Source organism: Pseudomonas sp. SM4, from assembly GCF_051913165.1.
Taxonomy (GTDB): Bacteria; Pseudomonadota; Gammaproteobacteria; order Pseudomonadales; family Pseudomonadaceae; genus Aquipseudomonas.
In genome coordinates this window covers 211,521-226,622 of the sequence record NZ_JBODOE010000008.1, presented here as the reverse complement: position 1 = coordinate 226,622, position 15,102 = coordinate 211,521, and the positions used below count along the sequence as shown (strand labels likewise).

Genomic DNA, 15,102 nt, shown 5'->3' with positions numbered 1-15,102 from the left:
GCACAACTGCTTTTTTCTGTGGTATTTCCGGAGTTCGCTGAATGTCTGTCGGTTGGCTGCGCGCCTGTGCGCTGGTGATGTTGGGGCTGTTCAGCGTTACGGCGCTGGCCAAGGATAAAACCGCAATCGTGATCGGTGGTGGCCTGTCGGGCCTGACTGCTGCCTACGAACTGCAAAACAAGGGCTGGCAGGTCACGCTGCTGGAAGCCAAACCGAGCCTGGGCGGGCGCTCGGGCATGGCCACCAGCGAGTGGATCGGCAACGACAAGACCCAGCCGGTGCTGAACAAGTACGTGTCGACCTTCAAGCTCGGCACCACGCCGGCACCTGAGTTCGTGCGGACCCCGGGCTACCTGATCGACGGCGAGTATTTCTCCGCCGCTGATCTGGCGACCAAGCAACCGGCTACCGCCGACGCCTTGAAGCGCTACCAGAAAACCCTCGACGATCTGGCGCGCTCGATCGACGACCCGCAGAACCCGGCGGCGACCAACACCCTGCACGCACTGGATCAGATCACCGTATCGAGCTGGCTCGACAAGCAGAACCTGCCGGCCACCGCGCGTCAGCTGATCAACCAGGACATCCGCACTCACTACGACGAGCCTTCGCGTCTGTCGCTGCTGTATTTCGCTCAGCAGAACCGCGTGTATCGCGGCATCTCCGACCGTGACCTGCGCGCTTCGCGTCTGGTCGGCGGCAGCCAGGTGCTGGCGCAAGCGTTCGTCAAACAGATCAAGACCATCAAGACCAACTCGCCGGTGTCGGCGATCAATCAGGACAAGGACGGCGTGACCGTCAAGGTCGGCAGCGTTGGCTATCAGGCTGACTACGTGGTGCTGGCCGTGCCGCTGCGTGCACTGAACAAGATTGCGTTGACGCCAGCGCTGGATGCCCAGCACATGGCTGCGATCAAAGGCACCAACTACGGCTGGCGCGACCAGATCATGCTGAAGTTCAAGACGCCAGTGTGGGAAAGCAAGGCGCGCATGTCCGGCGAGATCTACAGCAACACCGGTCTCGGCATGCTCTGGATCGAGCCTGCGCTGAAGGGCGGCGCCAACGTGGTGATCAACCTGTCCGGCGACAACGCTCGTGTCATGCAGGCGTTCGGCGACAAGCAGATGGTCGATCAGGTACTGATCCGTTTGCACGCGTTTTATCCACAGGCCCGTGGCTCGTTCACCGGTTATGAAATCCGTCGCTACAGCACCGACCCGTCGATGGGCGGCGCTTACCTGGCTTACGGCCCGGGCCAGATCAGCAAGTTCTGGCGCCTGTGGGAACGTCCGCTGCAGCGCGTGACGTTCGCTGGCGAACACACCGATACCTTGTACCCGGGCACCCTGGAAGGCGCACTGCGCACCGGCCAGCGTGCGGCCAGTCAGGTTGAAGATCTGGCGGCAGGCAAATCCTTTGAGCCAGTGAAAGTGGTGCCGGCTGCAGCAGCGGCGGCGGGTGCCGTGGCGGCGAAGAAGGGTAACTTCTTCAGCAACCTGTTTGGTGGTTCGGATGACGAGAAGAAGCCTGAGCCAGTGAAGGCGCCAGAGCCGGCTCCTGCTCCGGTAGCACCAGCACCTGCGCCGACTCCGGCAGTTGCGCCAGCTCCGGTGGAAGCACCGAAGCCTGCGGCACCGGTGAAGGCTGAGCCAGCGAAGAAAGCGGCGGCCAAGCCTGCGGCGAAGAAACCTGCTGCGAAAACCGAGGCGAAAAAGCCTGCGGCGAAACCGGCAGCGAAGAAGGCTGAACCGGCGAAGAAGCCAGCGGCCAAGCCTGCGGCAACGACCGAGACCAAGGCGCAGTAAGCCTTGCGGTGAATGAAGAAGCGCGGCCTTTATGCCGCGCTTTTTTTTGCCTGTAAGACCGCTATCGCGAGCAGGCTCACTCCCTACAAGGGATCGCATTTCTGCAGTTGGAATACGGCCAACTGTAGGAGTGAGCCTGCTCGCGATAGAGCCAGCTCTGCCAACAAAAATCCATTGCTCAGAAACAACATCCCGCCACACTTTTCCCTTTAATCTTTCCTTAACACGCCACTTACAGACTCTTGATCGTATTTCTCGATATTTCAAAGCGAAATTTTCCGCTTTAATTCGATAGATAACTCGCTAGTCTTGGTTCGCAGTTCTCACAGGATTTGGGCAATGCAGCTACGTAACTCTTCTTCGCGCTATGGTTGGGTCAGCATCTTCATGCACTGGGGCGTGGCGCTGGTGGTCTTCGGGCTGTTCGCGCTGGGCTTGTGGATGGTCGGGCTGGATTACTACAGCAGCTGGCGCAAAGAGGCGCCGGATCTGCATAAGAGTATTGGCCTGGTGTTGCTGGCCGTGATGGTGTTGCGGGTGCTGTGGCGCTTTATCAGCCCACCACCGCCGACGCTGCAGAGCTACAGCCGGATGACCCGCATCGGCGCCAAGTTCGGCCACGGGTTTCTGTATCTGGCGCTGTTCGCTGTGATGCTTGCCGGTTACCTGATTTCCACCGCAGACGGTGTCGGGATCCCGGTGTTTGGCCTGTTTGAAGTTCCTGCACTGGTTTCCGGACTACCGGATCAGGCAGATACCGCCGGGGTGATTCATCTCTGGCTGGCGTGGGCGCTGGTAATTTTTTCCGGTCTCCATGCGTTGGCAGCATTGAAGCACCACTTTATCGATCGTGATGCGACCCTGACACGAATGCTCGGTCGCAAAGCCTGAAATTCAACCTCGACTCAAAGGAAAAGAAAGCATGTTGAAAAAGACTCTGGCCGCTCTGGCAATCGGTTCTGCACTGCTCTCGGCCCAGGCCATGGCAGCGGACTACAAAATCGACAAGGAAGGTCAGCACGCCTTCGTTGACTGGAAAATCAGCCACCTGGGTTACAGCTTCATCCACGGTACTTTCAAAGATTTCGACGGTACCTTCTCGTGGGATTCGGCCAAGCCTGAAGCCAGCAAGATCGCTGTAGACGTGAAAACCGCCAGCCTGTGGTCGAACCACGCTGAGCGTGACAAGCACATCGCCAGCAAAGACTTCCTCGACGTGGGCAAGTTTGCTGACGCCAAGTTCGTTTCCACCGCCGTTAAATCGACCGGCGAAAAGACTGCTGACGTGACTGGCGACCTGACCCTGCACGGCGTGACCAAGCCAGTAACCTTCAAGGCTACGTTCAACGGCGAAGGCAAGGATCCATGGGGCGGCGAGCGTGCTGGCTTCAACGCCAAGACCACCCTGAACCTGAACGATTTCGGGATCAAGGGCCCAGGTCCTACCTCGCAAACTGCGGATCTGGACATCTCGCTGGAAGGCGTGAAAGTTAAATAACTTTCCCCCTGCCACATAAAAACGCCCCCGGTTGAAAGGCCGGGGGCGTTTTTTATTGCCCGCCACAACACAATTCCCTGTGGGGTCGGGCTTTTTGTGGTGAGGGGATTTATCCCCGATGGGTCGCGCAGCGGCCCCAAAATCTAACAACGCGGTGCATCTGACGGACCGCGTTCGCTTGATCTGCGACTGCTTCGCAGCCGATCGGGGATAAATCCCCTCGCCACAGGGGTGGTGTACACAGGGGGATTGTGTGAATCAGGATAGTGGCGGAGGGATAAAAAATGCCCCGGCTCTTGCGAGGCGGGGCATTTTTCATTGCAGCGTTAACTCAGCGATTGCGGGTCAGCAGTGCTGGTTTTTCGCCACGTGGGCGGCTTGGCAGTTGATCGAGCTGCTCAGGCGTCGGGAAGCGGTCGGCTTTCGATTCCTTGTGCATGATCTTCGGGCCAGTGCTGCGCGGGTTTTGTACGGCCGGTTCGCTGCGTGGCTGATCGTCACGGGCTGGACGACGGTTGCGCGAGGACGAAGCGTCATCGCGACGCGCCGGCTGACCATCACGCGGTGCGCCGTTGCGCGGGCCGCTGCGTTTGGCTGGCGGGGTGCCGGTGCTCGAACCGTTGCTGTTGCGCGGACCGTTCTGGCGACCTTGCGACTGACCGCCGCGTGGTGCGCCCGAACCTGCGCCTGCGCCCTGGGCCGGTGCGCCCGGACGACGGCCGCGACCGCCAGCAGGAGCAGGCTTTGGCACGTAGTCAACGCGGTTACCGAAGTTATCCACATCGTCGTCGAGGAACTCGTCCGGTGCACGATCAGCCGCCGCACGTGGCGGCTGGCTTGGGCGCTGTTCACGGGCCGGAGTGCCTTCGCGCGGTTTCTGCTGACGGGCAGGACGCTCGCCACGTTCACCGGCCGGCTTCTCTTTGCCCTTGTCTTTGCCTTTGTCTTTACGACCGCCGCCACCGCCGCCGCCGCCATTCGGCCCGTCGCCGCGTGGGCCACGTGGATTGCGCGGGTTACGCACGTCCGGACGCTCACGCACTTCCGGCTTCTCGGCTTCAATGGTGCTCGAATCGAAGCCCATCAGGTCGCCGTCGGCGATTTTCTGCTTGGTCATGCGTTCGATGCTTTTCAGCAGTTTTTCTTCGTCCGGCGCGACCAGCGAAATCGCCTCGCCCGAACGACCGGCACGACCAGTACGGCCGATACGGTGAACGTAATCTTCATCGACGTTCGGCAGTTCGAAGTTGACCACGTGTGGTAACTGATCGATGTCCAGACCGCGTGCGGCGATGTCGGTGGCAACCAGAATGCGTACCTGGTTGGCCTTGAAGTCGGCCAGCGCTTTGGTGCGCGCGTTCTGGCTCTTGTTACCGTGGATCGCCACAGCCGGCAGGCCGTGTTTGTCCAGGTACTCGGCCAGACGGTTGGCGCCGTGCTTGGTGCGAGTGAACACCAGCACCTGTTCCCACGCGCCGGCGGTGATCAGGTGCGCCAGCAGCGCACGCTTGTGGCTGGCCGGCAGACGGAAGACGCGTTGTTCGATGCGCTCGACCGTGGTGTTCGGCGGCGTCACTTCGATGCGTTCCGGGTTGTGCAGCAGCTTGCCGGCGAGATCGGTGATGTCCTTGGAGAACGTCGCCGAGAACAGCAGGTTCTGACGCTTGGACGGCAGGCGCGCGAGAACTTTCTTCACGTCGTGCACGAAGCCCATGTCGAGCATGCGGTCGGCTTCGTCGAGGACGAGGATTTCCACGTGGGACAGGTCAACGCTGCCTTGGCCACACAGGTCAAGCAAACGACCCGGGCAGGCAACGAGCACGTCAACACCGCGGGACATGGCCTGAACCTGTGGGTTCATGCCGACGCCGCCGAAGATGCAGGCGCTGACGAATTTCAGGTCACGGGCGTAGATCTTGAAGCTCTCGTGTACCTGGGCCGCGAGTTCGCGGGTCGGGGTCAGGACCAGTACGCGCGGTTGGCGCGGGCCATGACGCTGGGATTTGTCCGGGTGACCGTTGGGGAACAACCGCTCCAGGATCGGAAGGGCGAAACCGCCGGTTTTACCGGTACCTGTCTGAGCCGCCACCATCAGGTCGCGACCTTGCAACACGGCGGGAATGGCCCGCTGTTGCACCGGAGTAGGCTCGGTATAGCCCGCATCTTCGATGGCGCGGACTAAAGCCTCGGAGAGACCGAGGGAAGCAAAGGACATGAGTAATCCTGTTTTAGTTAGGGCTTGGCCCAATGGGAGTCTTGCCTGGCGCGAATCACGTTTAAGAGGACGCAATCCCGTCCGGTCCTGCTGCGGTTCCGAAGGCACGTCTGGAGCGCTCGCGCGGGCTGGGAGGCTGCGCTGTAGCGGGTCGAGAGGCCTGTTACGGTTCCGGGCGTCCGGGCGTGAGCCTGGCGGGAACGCCGGAGTATAACAGAGCAATCACTGCGCGCTGCTTTCCTGCTGCTCAACGGTTTTACTGCTAGCCGAGGCATTGCCCAGCGGCGTGACCTCGGACGGGGCGGCGCCGTAGCGTGTGCTCAGCTCCGCATACGCCGGTTCACGCTTGAAACGTTTGAGTTCGGCACCGAAACGTTGCACCAGCAAATCCATGCCGGCATTGCGCCGAACTGCCAAAAACTGGCTCTGACGACTAATAACGGTCGGATTTTCACTGATCTGATCGCGAATATTCAATTCATCGAGCAAGTGCTGACCAACGCGGCGATCGGTGATCAACAGGTCGATGCGACCGCGCACCAGTTTGCCGAAGTTGGCTTCGTGGGTCGGCGCCGGCTCCCGAGTAAACAGCGTCGAATTGCTGAAGTCGGGGCTGTACAGATAACCCGGTGAGGTGCCGATGGTCAGGCCCTTGAGTTGTTCGAGTTTGCTGAACGGATGCGGCCGGGCGTTGGCGTAGAACATCACGAACTCGACGTCCGACAGCGGTTCGCTCGGGTAGAGCAGGGTGGCATCGCGCTCGTCGCTGTGAAAGATATCCAGCGCGCCATCAGCCTGACCGGTCTCCAGCATTGACAGGCAGCGCTTCCACGGGAGGAATTGCCATTCCACTTCGATACCCAGACGTTTAAAGACGATGGCCGTGGTTTCGTAGTCGAGACCGAGGTTCTTGCCGTTCTCTTCATAGACGTAAGGCGCCCACGGCTCGGTGACAATACGCAACTTCTCGCCCCGAGCGGCGAAGCTCAGGCAAGCAAAAACCAGCACGGCGAATAACTGCGTGATCAAAGGCATGGCTTGAGATTACGACGAGAAACGCGAAAGAGCCAGAAAGTGCCGGCACAAGCTCTGCTTCGGGCATTTAAAAGCAAAAGATCGCAGCCTTCGGCAGCTCCTACACGGGATACGAAATCTCAATGTAGGAGCTGCCGAAGGCTGCGATCTTTTGATCTTGCTTGTCGCTTTCAGCTTGAAGCTTGCAGCTGCTTCAGCGCGGCAACTTCAGGTTATTCCAGATCGCCAGGCTAGGCTCAGCCTGGTTCATGGAATAGAAGTGCAGCCCCGGCGCGCCGCCCTGCAACAGGCGCTCGCACATCTCGCTGACGACTTGCTCACCAAAGCGCTGAATGCTTTGCGTGTCATCGCCGTAGGCTTCCAGTTGCTTGCGAATCCAGCGCGGGATTTCCGCACCGCAGGCATCGGAGAAGCGCGCGAGTTTGCTGTAGTTGGTGATCGGCATGATCCCCGGCACGATCGGCAGATCGACACCCTGCGCCTGCAAACGCTCGACGAAGTAGAAGTAGCTGTCGGCGTTGAAGAAGTACTGGGTGATCGCGCTGTCGGCACCGGCCTTGGCCTTGCGGATGAAGTTGGCCAGATCGTCTTCGTAGTTGCGCGCTTGCGGATGCATCTCCGGGTAAGCAGCCACTTCGATGTGGAAATGATCGCCGGTTTCTTCACGAATGAATTCCACCAGTTCATTGGCGTGACGCAGCTCACCGCTGGTCATGCCCATGCCGGACGGCAGGTCACCGCGCAGGGCAACGATGCGCTTGATGCCGGCAGCCTTGTACTCGTTCAGCAGGCCGCGCAGGTCGTCCTTGCTGTCGCCGACGCACGACAGGTGCGGTGCGGCCGGTACTTTGACTTCGCTTTCCAGTTGCAGAACGGTGTTGAGGGTGCGATCACGGGTCGAACCACCAGCGCCATAGGTGCAGGAAAAGAAATCGGGGTTGTAAGTGGCCAGCTGACGGGCAGTGGCGAGCAGTTTTTCATGCCCAGCATCGGTCTTGGTCGGGAAGAACTCGAAGCTGTAGCGACGGTCTTGGGACATGGTCATACCCTTGGAAACACGTAAGCCGGACGCTGCACCCCGTAGGAGCTGCCGCAGGCTGCGATCTTTGCAGATCAACAGATCGCAGCCTGCGGCAGCTCCTACACAGAGCGGTCAGCAGCGCCAGTCAGGCAACGCGGTGCGCCAGGCACACCGCGTCGACGCTCAGCCAATCAGTAGCGGTAAGCGTGCGGCTTGAACGGGCCTTCGACGGTGACGCCGATGTAGTCAGCCTGTTGCTTGGTCAGTTGAGTGACCACGCCGCCGAAGCCGCGAACCATTTCCAGGGCCACTTCTTCGTCGAGTTTCTTCGGCAGTACTTCAACGGTCAGACGCTCGGCTTTCTGGGCTGGCGACAGGTCGGCGTATTTCTGGCCGAACAGGAAGATCTGCGCCAGAACCTGGTTGGCGAACGAACCGTCCATGATGCGGCTTGGGTGACCAGTGGCGTTACCCAGGTTAACCAGACGGCCTTCGGCCAGCAGGATCAGGTAGTCGTCGTTCTGTGCGTCGAAAGCGCCAGCGCCGGTACGGTGGATCTTGTGTACTTGCGGCTTCACTTCTTCCCATGCCCAGTTCTTGCGCATGAAAGCAGTGTCGATTTCGTTGTCGAAGTGACCGATGTTGCAGACCACAGCGCGCTTCTTCAGGGCTTTGAGCATGTTCGCGTCGCAAACATTGACGTTACCGGTGGTGGTCACGATCAGGTCGATCTTGCCCAGCAGCGCTTTGTCGATGCTTGCTTCGGTGCCGTTGTTGATACCGTCGATGAACGGCGAAACCAGTTCGAAACCGTCCATGCACGCTTGCATGGCGCAGATCGGGTCAACTTCGGAAACCTTGACGATCATGCCTTCCTGACGCAGGGACTGAGCGGAGCCCTTGCCCACGTCACCGTAACCGATGACCAGCGCTTGCTTGCCGGACAGCAGGTGGTCGGTACCACGCTTGATCGCATCGTTCAGGCTGTGACGGCAGCCGTACTTGTTGTCGTTCTTGGACTTGGTTACCGAGTCGTTGACGTTGATGGCCGGGATGCGCAGTTCGCCTTTGGCCAGCATGTCCAGCAGACGGTGTACGCCGGTGGTGGTTTCTTCGGTCACGCCGTGAACGCGATCCAGTACTTGTGGGTACTTGTCGTGCAGCAGTTGAGTCAGGTCGCCGCCGTCGTCGAGGATCATGTTGGCGTCCCATGGCTGGCCATCCTTCAGGATGGTCTGTTCCAGGCACCACTCGTACTCTTCTTCAGTCTCGCCTTTCCAGGCGAAAACCGGGATGCCGGCAGCAGCGATAGCGGCAGCAGCCTGATCCTGAGTCGAGAAAATGTTGCACGACGACCAGCGTACTTCGGCACCCAGGGCAACCAGGGTTTCGATCAGCACGGCAGTCTGAATGGTCATGTGGATGCAGCCGAGGATCTTGGCGCCTTTCAACGGCTGTTCGCCGGAGTACTTGCGACGCAGACCCATCAGAGCCGGCATTTCCGATTCGGCGATGATGGTTTCGCGACGGCCCCAGGCAGCCAGGGACATGTCGGCAACTTTGTAATCGTTAAAATCTGCAGGCGTGATAACAGCGCTCATGAAGAGCCTCCATTCGTAATGTATGCGAATGGGCGCCGTTGTGCGTTTAGTGTCCAGCCTAAGGCCGGTCAACGCCCCATCCGAGCCTGACAGGTTGAACCTGCTGCAGCGCCCCTCGGACAGGTGGCGGGAAAACGGTATCAAGTGAAGATGACCGTTTTGAAACGGGGGCGATTATAGCCGTCTAGACTGATCTTCCAAAGGGTTTCTGTCGGCCAGATGAAGATCGTTAATGACGACCATAGTCGAAGCCGCATGGAGCCTGACCGCTCAGTCTGCCAAGATACCGTCCATCGTTCGGCAAGACACTCAGGAGTGAAGATGAATTTCCACACCCGCAAATGGGTAAAACCCGAAGACCTCAACCCCAACGGCACCTTGTTCGGTGGCAGCCTGCTGCGCTGGATCGACGAAGAAGCGGCGATTTACGCCATCGTGCAACTGGGCAATCAGCGCGTGGTGACCAAGTACATTTCCGAAATCAACTTCGTCAGCGCCTCGCGCCAGGGCGACATCATCGAACTGGGCATCACCGCCACCGAGTTCGGCCGCACCTCGATTACCCTGACCTGCGAAGTGCGCAACAAGATCACCCGCAAGAGCATTCTGACGGTTGAGAAGATGGTGTTTGTGAACCTCGGCGAAGACGGTTTGCCGGCACCGCACGGCCGCACCGAAATCAAATACGTCAAAGACCAGTTCCAGGAAGATGAATTAGTCACCAAATAACGCGACCCCTGTAGGAGCTGCCGCAGGCTGCGATCTTTTGATCTTGTTTCTAAAAAATCAAAATCAACAGATCGCAGCCTTCGGCAGCTCCTACAGGTCCGGCGGAGGATTTGCTTGGCGCTCACAGAACGTATTACAAGCCGCAAGGGTCGTAGCTAAACACCACCCCCCACGGTTCCCTCGCCATGACCACGCCCACCGACGGCAAGACCCCCGACCTCTCGGCCAAAGAGCAGCACGAAGTCGAGAAAAACCAGCCGCCCCGTGCGGCCGTCCTGCATGAAATCATCCGCACCCAAGGCGATCAGGAGCTGGAGCGCAGCATTGCCGCACTCTGGTGGTCGGCGCTCGCCGCCGGGCTGACCATGGGCCTGTCACTGATGGGCATGGGCTTGCTCAATTCACGCCTGCCCGAGGGCGACGAATTCAAGGTGATCGCCAGTTTCGGCTACTGCGCAGGCTTCCTCGCGGTGATCCTCGCCCGCCAGCAACTGTTCACCGAAAACACCCTGACCGCCGTGCTGCCGGTGATGACCAAACCGACGATCCGCAACTTCGGCCGGCTGATCCGCCTGTGGACAGTGGTGTTGGTCGGCAACCTGTGTGGCACGATTCTGGTGGCATACGTGATGCTCGAACTGCCGATCTTCGACACCAAGACTGACCACGCCTTCCTCGAAATCGGCCGCAAGGTCATGGAAAACCACGCCAGCCAGATGTTCGCCAAAGGCATCGTTTCCGGCTGGATGATCGCCACCATGGTCTGGATGATCCCGTCCATGGAGAGCGCGAAGATGTGGATCATCATCCTCATCACCTACCTCATGGCGCTCGGCGATTTCACCCACATCGTCGTCGGTTCGGCCGAAGTGTCGTACCTGGTGTTTGCCGGCGAGTTGCCGTGGAGTGATTTCTGGATGGTCTTCGCCGGCCCTACGCTGGCGGGCAATATCATCGGCGGCAGTTTTATCTTCGCCCTGATCAGCCACGCGCAGATCCGCAGCGAGAGCGGCTCGGCGAAAGTCGAGGGCCCTGAAGACGATCAAGGCGAGTCGAAGAAAGATTGATTGCGCTCAGGGGCGGCGGTTGAAAGCGCCTTGCACAAGGCGCTGATCATGTTCGGCCGATCGGTCTGGGCGGGGCTGATCAGCGCTATCTCGCGGTCGTAGCGGTCAGTGCCAAGCGGGCTTACCGCACATTGCTGAGCCCATTGCTCAAAACCGGACCAATAGGGCACGAGGCTCACGCCCATGCCGCCCGTCACCAGCATGGCAATGGTTTCCAGCGCGTCGAGATCGACCAGCGGCGTCGGCGTCAGTCCATGCTCCGCCAGATAGTGCTCGGCGTGCCGTCCGCCCCATGCGTCAGGGTCGTAACGGATGTAGGGCTGGTTCATCAGTTGTGCGGGGATGCTCTGCGCCGACACTTCCTTCGACAGAAACACCAGCGGCTCCTTGCGCAGGGACACCGCTTGCAGCGCTTTGGGCAACTCGAACGGCGGCACCACTAGGATCGCCGCATCCACTTCTCGCGAAAGAAGTGCTTGATACAACGACCGCGATGTTCCCGGCACGATCACCGGCGTCAGCCCCGGCGCCAACTCGGTCAGTGCGCGCAGTGCTCCCGGCAACAGCCCGGTCAGAACCGTGGAAATCGCGCCGATGCGCAACGGTCCCGTCAGCCCTGCGAGGTCCGCATCTCCCGCCAGTAACGCCACTTCGCGCACGATGCGTCTGGCCCTGGGCAGTAAATCGAGGCAGGCCTGACTCGGCTTGGCGGCATGGCCGACGCGGGATAACAGCTCAAAGCCGAGTTGCCGTTCGAGGGCGAGAATGCGCTGGCTGATCGCTGCGGCCGTCAAGCCTTCGACGCGCGCGGCATGGGCGATCGAGCCACATTCGACGACGGTGATCAGGCTTCTTAAATAGCGCGAGTCCATAAGAAAGGCTTTCGATGAGGGAAAGAATTACAGGCTAGCTCTTTTGATGCAAACCGCACAGTCTTCAACCGTTGAGCAGTTTCTATCGTCCGGCGATCGTCAGGAGTTCTCTATGCAATCGATTTTTCATCTCGCGATGCACGTCCGCGATTTGCAGGTTACCCGCCAGTTCTACGGGGATTTATTGGGATGCGAAGAAGGGCGCAGCACCGACACCTGGGTCGATTTCAATTTTTTCGGACATCAATTGTCGTTGCATCTGGGCGAGCCCTTTGCGGTGAGTAACACCGGCAAAGTCGGTGAGCACAACGTGCCGATGCCGCACCTGGGCGTGATCCTCGAAATGTCGGACTGGCACGTCATGAAAGACCGCTTGATCGAAGCCCAAGTGGAATTTGTCCTGCCACCCAGCCTTCGTTTTGCCGGCGAGCCCGGTGAGCAGGCGACCATGTTTTTTCTGGACCCTGCCGGAAACCCGATCGAGATAAAGGGCTTCACTGATCTGCAGGGTATCTATGCACAATTTTAATCAGGCTGACGCCACTGCCATTTCGCACATGGTGCGTTCGGACATGGTGAGCGCAGAATCGGTCGCCGAGCATTTTCTCGATTGTGTCGAAGCCCAGGAGCACAGCGTACAAGCCTTTGTTGCGGTCGACCCGGATCAGGTACGCCGCCAGGCTCGCCAGATTAAAAACCGCAATACCAATGGCCTCCTTGCCGGTGTGCCGGTGGGGATCAAGGACATCTTCGACACCGCCGATCATCCCACGGGTTTTTACTCGCCGATCTATGCAGGCAACTGTCCTTCGCGTGATGCGCATGTCGTCGCGCTGTTGCGTCAGGCCGGCGCGGTGATCATGGGCAAGACCCACACCACCGAATTCGCGTACATGCACACCGGGCCGACGCGTAATCCGCATGATTTCGAGCGGACGCCGGGAAGCTCCAGTGCCGGCTCGGCAGCGGGGATGGCGGCCGGTTTTTTTCCGATCGCCTTGGGCACGCAGACCGCTGGATCGTTGATCAAACCGGCCTCGTATTGCGGACTGTATGCGTTCAAACCGACCTATGGCCTGGTTTCTCTGGAGGGGGTAAAACCCCTGGCGCCGAGCTTCGACACGGTGGGTTGGTATGGCCGCTCGGTGCGTGATCTGCACTTGATGGCTCAGGTCTTGATCCCTGGGTTGCCGGCGAGTGCTCATGAGCGGCAGTTGTGCACGTTCGGCTTCTGTCGCACCGCGCGCTGGGATCAGGTCGACGAGGACATCGCCAGATCGCTGGACGCTGCCGTTGAAGATCTGCGCCGGGCGGGCCATCAGGTGCGCGAGGTGGAGTTGCCGGAGGATTTTGCGACGATATTCGATGACCATTTTTTGATCAACGATTGCGAGGGCGCCCGGTCACTGGCCAAAGAACTGCAAGCGCAGCCGGAGCTACTCAGCGATGAAGTGTTGGCGATGATCGAACGCGCCCGCCTGACGACGTGGGAACAGGAATCTGCGGCAAAGAAACGTTTGGCAGCATTGGCCGCTGTGCTGGAACCGATATTCAAACCGTTTGACGCCATGCTGGGGGCGAGCTGCGGCATCGTCGCCCCGTTGGGCCTTGGCGCGACCGGGCCTTCGGATTTCAGCAAATTCTGGATGGCGTTCGGTTTGCCTCAGATCAACATTCCGCTCGTGCGCAATGCCGGGGCGTTGCCTGCAGGTCTGCAAATGATTGGCGGTTTTCGAGACGACAGCATTCTTTTGCACGCGGCCGAGCAGGTGGATGCGGTGCTGAGAGCGTCCGGCTAACGGAAGAGGTCGCATCGGGCGGGGAGGGTGTTGCATGCACTCCGTCGCAGCGCAGATGCGCTGCGACGGAGTCCGGTCAAGTGTCAGTGCGCAGCATCGGCTGCGCTGGCGCCCTGTGGGGCTGTCACCCCACGGACAACCCGGCCAATGGTCAGGCCCTGCACCAGAATCGACGACAGCACGACGATGTAGGTGATGCTCAGCAACAAGTCACGTTCGGTGCCCAGCGGCAGCGACAGTGCCAGCGCCACCGAGACGCCACCGCGCAAACCACCCCACGTCAACACGCGGATGGTGCCGCGCGGCACCGTGCGCCAACGGCGCAGCAGGACAATCGCCGGGGCCACGGTGAGCAGGCGCGACAACAGAATCGCCACCGCCAACAAACCTGCCGCCGCCAAGTGCAACCAGTTGAACGGCAGCAGCAACAGCTCCAGGCCGATCAGCGCAAACAGCAGCGCGTTGAGCATGTCATCGAGCAACTCCCAAAAACCGTCGAGGTATTTGCGGGTCATGTCGTTCATCGCCAGGTTGCGCCCCAGGTTACCGATGATCAGACCGGCTACCACCATCGCGATCGGTGCCGAAACGTGCAGTTCGCTGGCCATTGCCGAACCGCCGATCACCAGCGCAAGGGTCAGCATCACTTCGATCTGGTGCTGCTCGATGCTCTTGATCATCAGGTAGACCAGATAACCGATCAGCCCGCCGAACACGACGCCGCCAATAGCTTCGTGCGCGAACAGCAGGGCGGTGGCACCAACGGTCGGGGTTTCGCCAAGTTGGGCGATGCCCAGCAACACGGTGAACACCACCACCGCGGTACCGTCGTTGAACAGCGATTCGCCAACGATGGTGGTTTTCAGCGGTTTCGAGGCGTTGGCGGTTCGCAGTACGCCGAGCACCGCGATCGGGTCAGTCGGCGAAATCAGTGCGCCGAACAACAGGCAGTAAAGGAAGCTCACGTGCCAGCCGAACAGGGCAAAGATGTAGTAGGCGAGGCTGCCGATCACCGCCGTGGCGATCAGGACACCGAAGGTCGCCAGCAGGCCGATGGGCCAGCGGTAGCTGCGCAAGTCGTTGAGGTTCACGTGCAAGGCGCCGGCGAACAGCAGGAACGACAGCATCCAGTTCATCAGCAGATCGCCGAAGTCGATCTGGCCGATCAGTTGCTGCACGCGTTCTTCGAGGCCGGGGTAGCCGAGCACGCTGAGGCCTTGCAGCAGCAGGGAAAACATCAACGCGGTAACCATCACGCCGATGGTCGGCGGCAGGCCGATGAAGCGGAAGTTGACGAAGGTGAGGAGGGTGGTCAAACAGATGAAAGCGGCGACGAGTTCAAGCATCCGGGGTCCTTTGGATGAGGGGTGGAAAGACAGCGCACCGATTCTTCGGTGCAAGGGTTGGATGGGTTCGCACAGGTCGAGGACACATGATGTCTCCTGTGGCGAGGGGATTTA

General features: G+C 60.0%; 13 protein-coding genes and 1 riboswitch. Of the genes, 7 read left to right on the top strand and 6 right to left on the bottom strand.

Annotated features, from left to right (window positions below; all coding sequences use genetic code 11):
- Positions 1-41 precede the first annotated feature (41 nt).
- From ACQ4MY_RS17115 to ACQ4MY_RS17105, 3 genes are all read left to right on the top strand, one after another.
- Entirely contained in the window at positions 42-1,805 is a 1,764-nt protein-coding gene (locus ACQ4MY_RS17115; RefSeq protein WP_440095914.1) for a flavin monoamine oxidase family protein, read from the top strand.
- A 339-nt stretch (positions 1,806-2,144) separates the two neighbouring features.
- A complete protein-coding gene (locus tag ACQ4MY_RS17110) occupies positions 2,145-2,696 on the top strand; it encodes a cytochrome b (protein ID WP_007913713.1) in 552 nt (183 codons plus the stop codon).
- A gap of 31 nt (positions 2,697-2,727) precedes the next feature.
- Entirely contained in the window at positions 2,728-3,303 is a 576-nt protein-coding gene (locus ACQ4MY_RS17105; RefSeq protein WP_008083105.1) for a YceI family protein, read from the top strand.
- Between the two features lie 331 nt (positions 3,304-3,634).
- Here the strand turns inward: ACQ4MY_RS17105 and ACQ4MY_RS17100 are convergent, their stop codons facing one another.
- From ACQ4MY_RS17100 to ahcY, 4 genes are all read right to left on the bottom strand, one after another.
- Positions 3,635-5,518: a DEAD/DEAH box helicase gene (locus ACQ4MY_RS17100; protein ID WP_440095913.1), complete on the bottom strand. Its 1,884-nt coding sequence runs from the start codon at positions 5,516-5,518 to the stop codon at positions 3,635-3,637.
- A 222-nt stretch (positions 5,519-5,740) separates the two neighbouring features.
- Entirely contained in the window at positions 5,741-6,553 is an 813-nt protein-coding gene (locus tag ACQ4MY_RS17095) for a substrate-binding periplasmic protein (protein ID WP_440095912.1), read from the bottom strand.
- Positions 6,554-6,746: 193 nt separating this feature from the next.
- A complete protein-coding gene (metF, locus tag ACQ4MY_RS17090; RefSeq protein WP_008083100.1) occupies positions 6,747-7,592 on the bottom strand; it encodes a methylenetetrahydrofolate reductase [NAD(P)H] in 846 nt (281 codons plus the stop codon).
- 173 nt (positions 7,593-7,765) lie between these two features.
- Positions 7,766-9,175, bottom strand: a complete 1,410-nt coding sequence (gene ahcY / locus ACQ4MY_RS17085) for an adenosylhomocysteinase (RefSeq protein WP_440095911.1) — start codon at positions 9,173-9,175, stop codon at positions 7,766-7,768.
- A 23-nt stretch (positions 9,176-9,198) separates the two neighbouring features.
- Positions 9,199-9,298: riboswitch (S-adenosyl-L-homocysteine riboswitch) on the bottom strand.
- A gap of 198 nt (positions 9,299-9,496) precedes the next feature.
- Here ahcY and ACQ4MY_RS17080 point away from each other — a divergent pair.
- Both ACQ4MY_RS17080 and ACQ4MY_RS17075 read left to right on the top strand, forming a co-directional pair.
- On the top strand, positions 9,497-9,904 hold the full coding sequence (locus tag ACQ4MY_RS17080; protein ID WP_016984776.1) for an acyl-CoA thioesterase: 408 nt from the start codon (positions 9,497-9,499) through the stop codon (positions 9,902-9,904).
- Between the two features lie 185 nt (positions 9,905-10,089).
- Positions 10,090-10,971, top strand: a complete 882-nt coding sequence (locus tag ACQ4MY_RS17075; protein ID WP_440095910.1) for a formate/nitrite transporter family protein — start codon at positions 10,090-10,092, stop codon at positions 10,969-10,971.
- Here ACQ4MY_RS17075 and ACQ4MY_RS17070 read toward each other — a convergent pair.
- On the bottom strand, positions 10,947-11,843 hold the full coding sequence (locus ACQ4MY_RS17070) for a LysR family transcriptional regulator (RefSeq protein ID WP_008081061.1): 897 nt from the start codon (positions 11,841-11,843) through the stop codon (positions 10,947-10,949). The two genes, ACQ4MY_RS17075 and ACQ4MY_RS17070, sit on opposite strands and share 25 nt — an antisense overlap.
- Positions 11,844-11,955: 112 nt before the next feature.
- On the opposite strand from ACQ4MY_RS17070, the gene ACQ4MY_RS17065 reads away from it, so the two are divergent.
- Both ACQ4MY_RS17065 and ACQ4MY_RS17060 read left to right on the top strand, forming a co-directional pair.
- Positions 11,956-12,372, top strand: coding sequence for a VOC family protein (locus ACQ4MY_RS17065; protein ID WP_440095909.1), 417 nt, complete (start codon positions 11,956-11,958; stop codon positions 12,370-12,372).
- The gene (locus ACQ4MY_RS17060; protein ID WP_440095907.1) at positions 12,359-13,642 is read left to right on the top strand and encodes an amidase; all 1,284 of its coding nucleotides are present in this window, start codon (positions 12,359-12,361) and stop codon (positions 13,640-13,642) included. The genes ACQ4MY_RS17065 and ACQ4MY_RS17060 overlap by 14 nt, the downstream gene beginning before the upstream one ends.
- An 83-nt stretch (positions 13,643-13,725) precedes the next feature.
- Here ACQ4MY_RS17060 and ACQ4MY_RS17055 read toward each other — a convergent pair whose 3' ends face one another.
- On the bottom strand, positions 13,726-14,988 hold the full coding sequence (locus ACQ4MY_RS17055) for a cation:proton antiporter (RefSeq protein ID WP_158833496.1): 1,263 nt from the start codon (positions 14,986-14,988) through the stop codon (positions 13,726-13,728).
- Positions 14,989-15,102: the final 114 nt, after the last annotated feature.

Coding starts and splice junctions, on each gene's coding strand:
- ACQ4MY_RS17115 (WP_440095914.1), top strand. CDS start 42: ATGTCTGTCGGTTGGCTGCGCGCCTGTGCGCTGGTGATGTTGGGGCTG.
- ACQ4MY_RS17110 (WP_007913713.1), top strand. CDS start 2,145: ATGCAGCTACGTAACTCTTCTTCGCGCTATGGTTGGGTCAGCATCTTC.
- ACQ4MY_RS17105 (WP_008083105.1), top strand. CDS start 2,728: ATGTTGAAAAAGACTCTGGCCGCTCTGGCAATCGGTTCTGCACTGCTC.
- ACQ4MY_RS17100 (WP_440095913.1), bottom strand. CDS start 5,518: ATGTCCTTTGCTTCCCTCGGTCTCTCCGAGGCTTTAGTCCGCGCCATC.
- ACQ4MY_RS17095 (WP_440095912.1), bottom strand. CDS start 6,553: ATGCCTTTGATCACGCAGTTATTCGCCGTGCTGGTTTTTGCTTGCCTG.
- metF (WP_008083100.1), bottom strand. CDS start 7,592: ATGTCCCAAGACCGTCGCTACAGCTTCGAGTTCTTCCCGACCAAGACC.
- ahcY (WP_440095911.1), bottom strand. CDS start 9,175: ATGAGCGCTGTTATCACGCCTGCAGATTTTAACGATTACAAAGTTGCC.
- ACQ4MY_RS17080 (WP_016984776.1), top strand. CDS start 9,497: ATGAATTTCCACACCCGCAAATGGGTAAAACCCGAAGACCTCAACCCC.
- ACQ4MY_RS17075 (WP_440095910.1), top strand. CDS start 10,090: ATGACCACGCCCACCGACGGCAAGACCCCCGACCTCTCGGCCAAAGAG.
- ACQ4MY_RS17070 (WP_008081061.1), bottom strand. CDS start 11,843: ATGGACTCGCGCTATTTAAGAAGCCTGATCACCGTCGTCGAATGTGGC.
- ACQ4MY_RS17065 (WP_440095909.1), top strand. CDS start 11,956: ATGCAATCGATTTTTCATCTCGCGATGCACGTCCGCGATTTGCAGGTT.
- ACQ4MY_RS17060 (WP_440095907.1), top strand. CDS start 12,359: ATGCACAATTTTAATCAGGCTGACGCCACTGCCATTTCGCACATGGTG.
- ACQ4MY_RS17055 (WP_158833496.1), bottom strand. CDS start 14,988: ATGCTTGAACTCGTCGCCGCTTTCATCTGTTTGACCACCCTCCTCACC.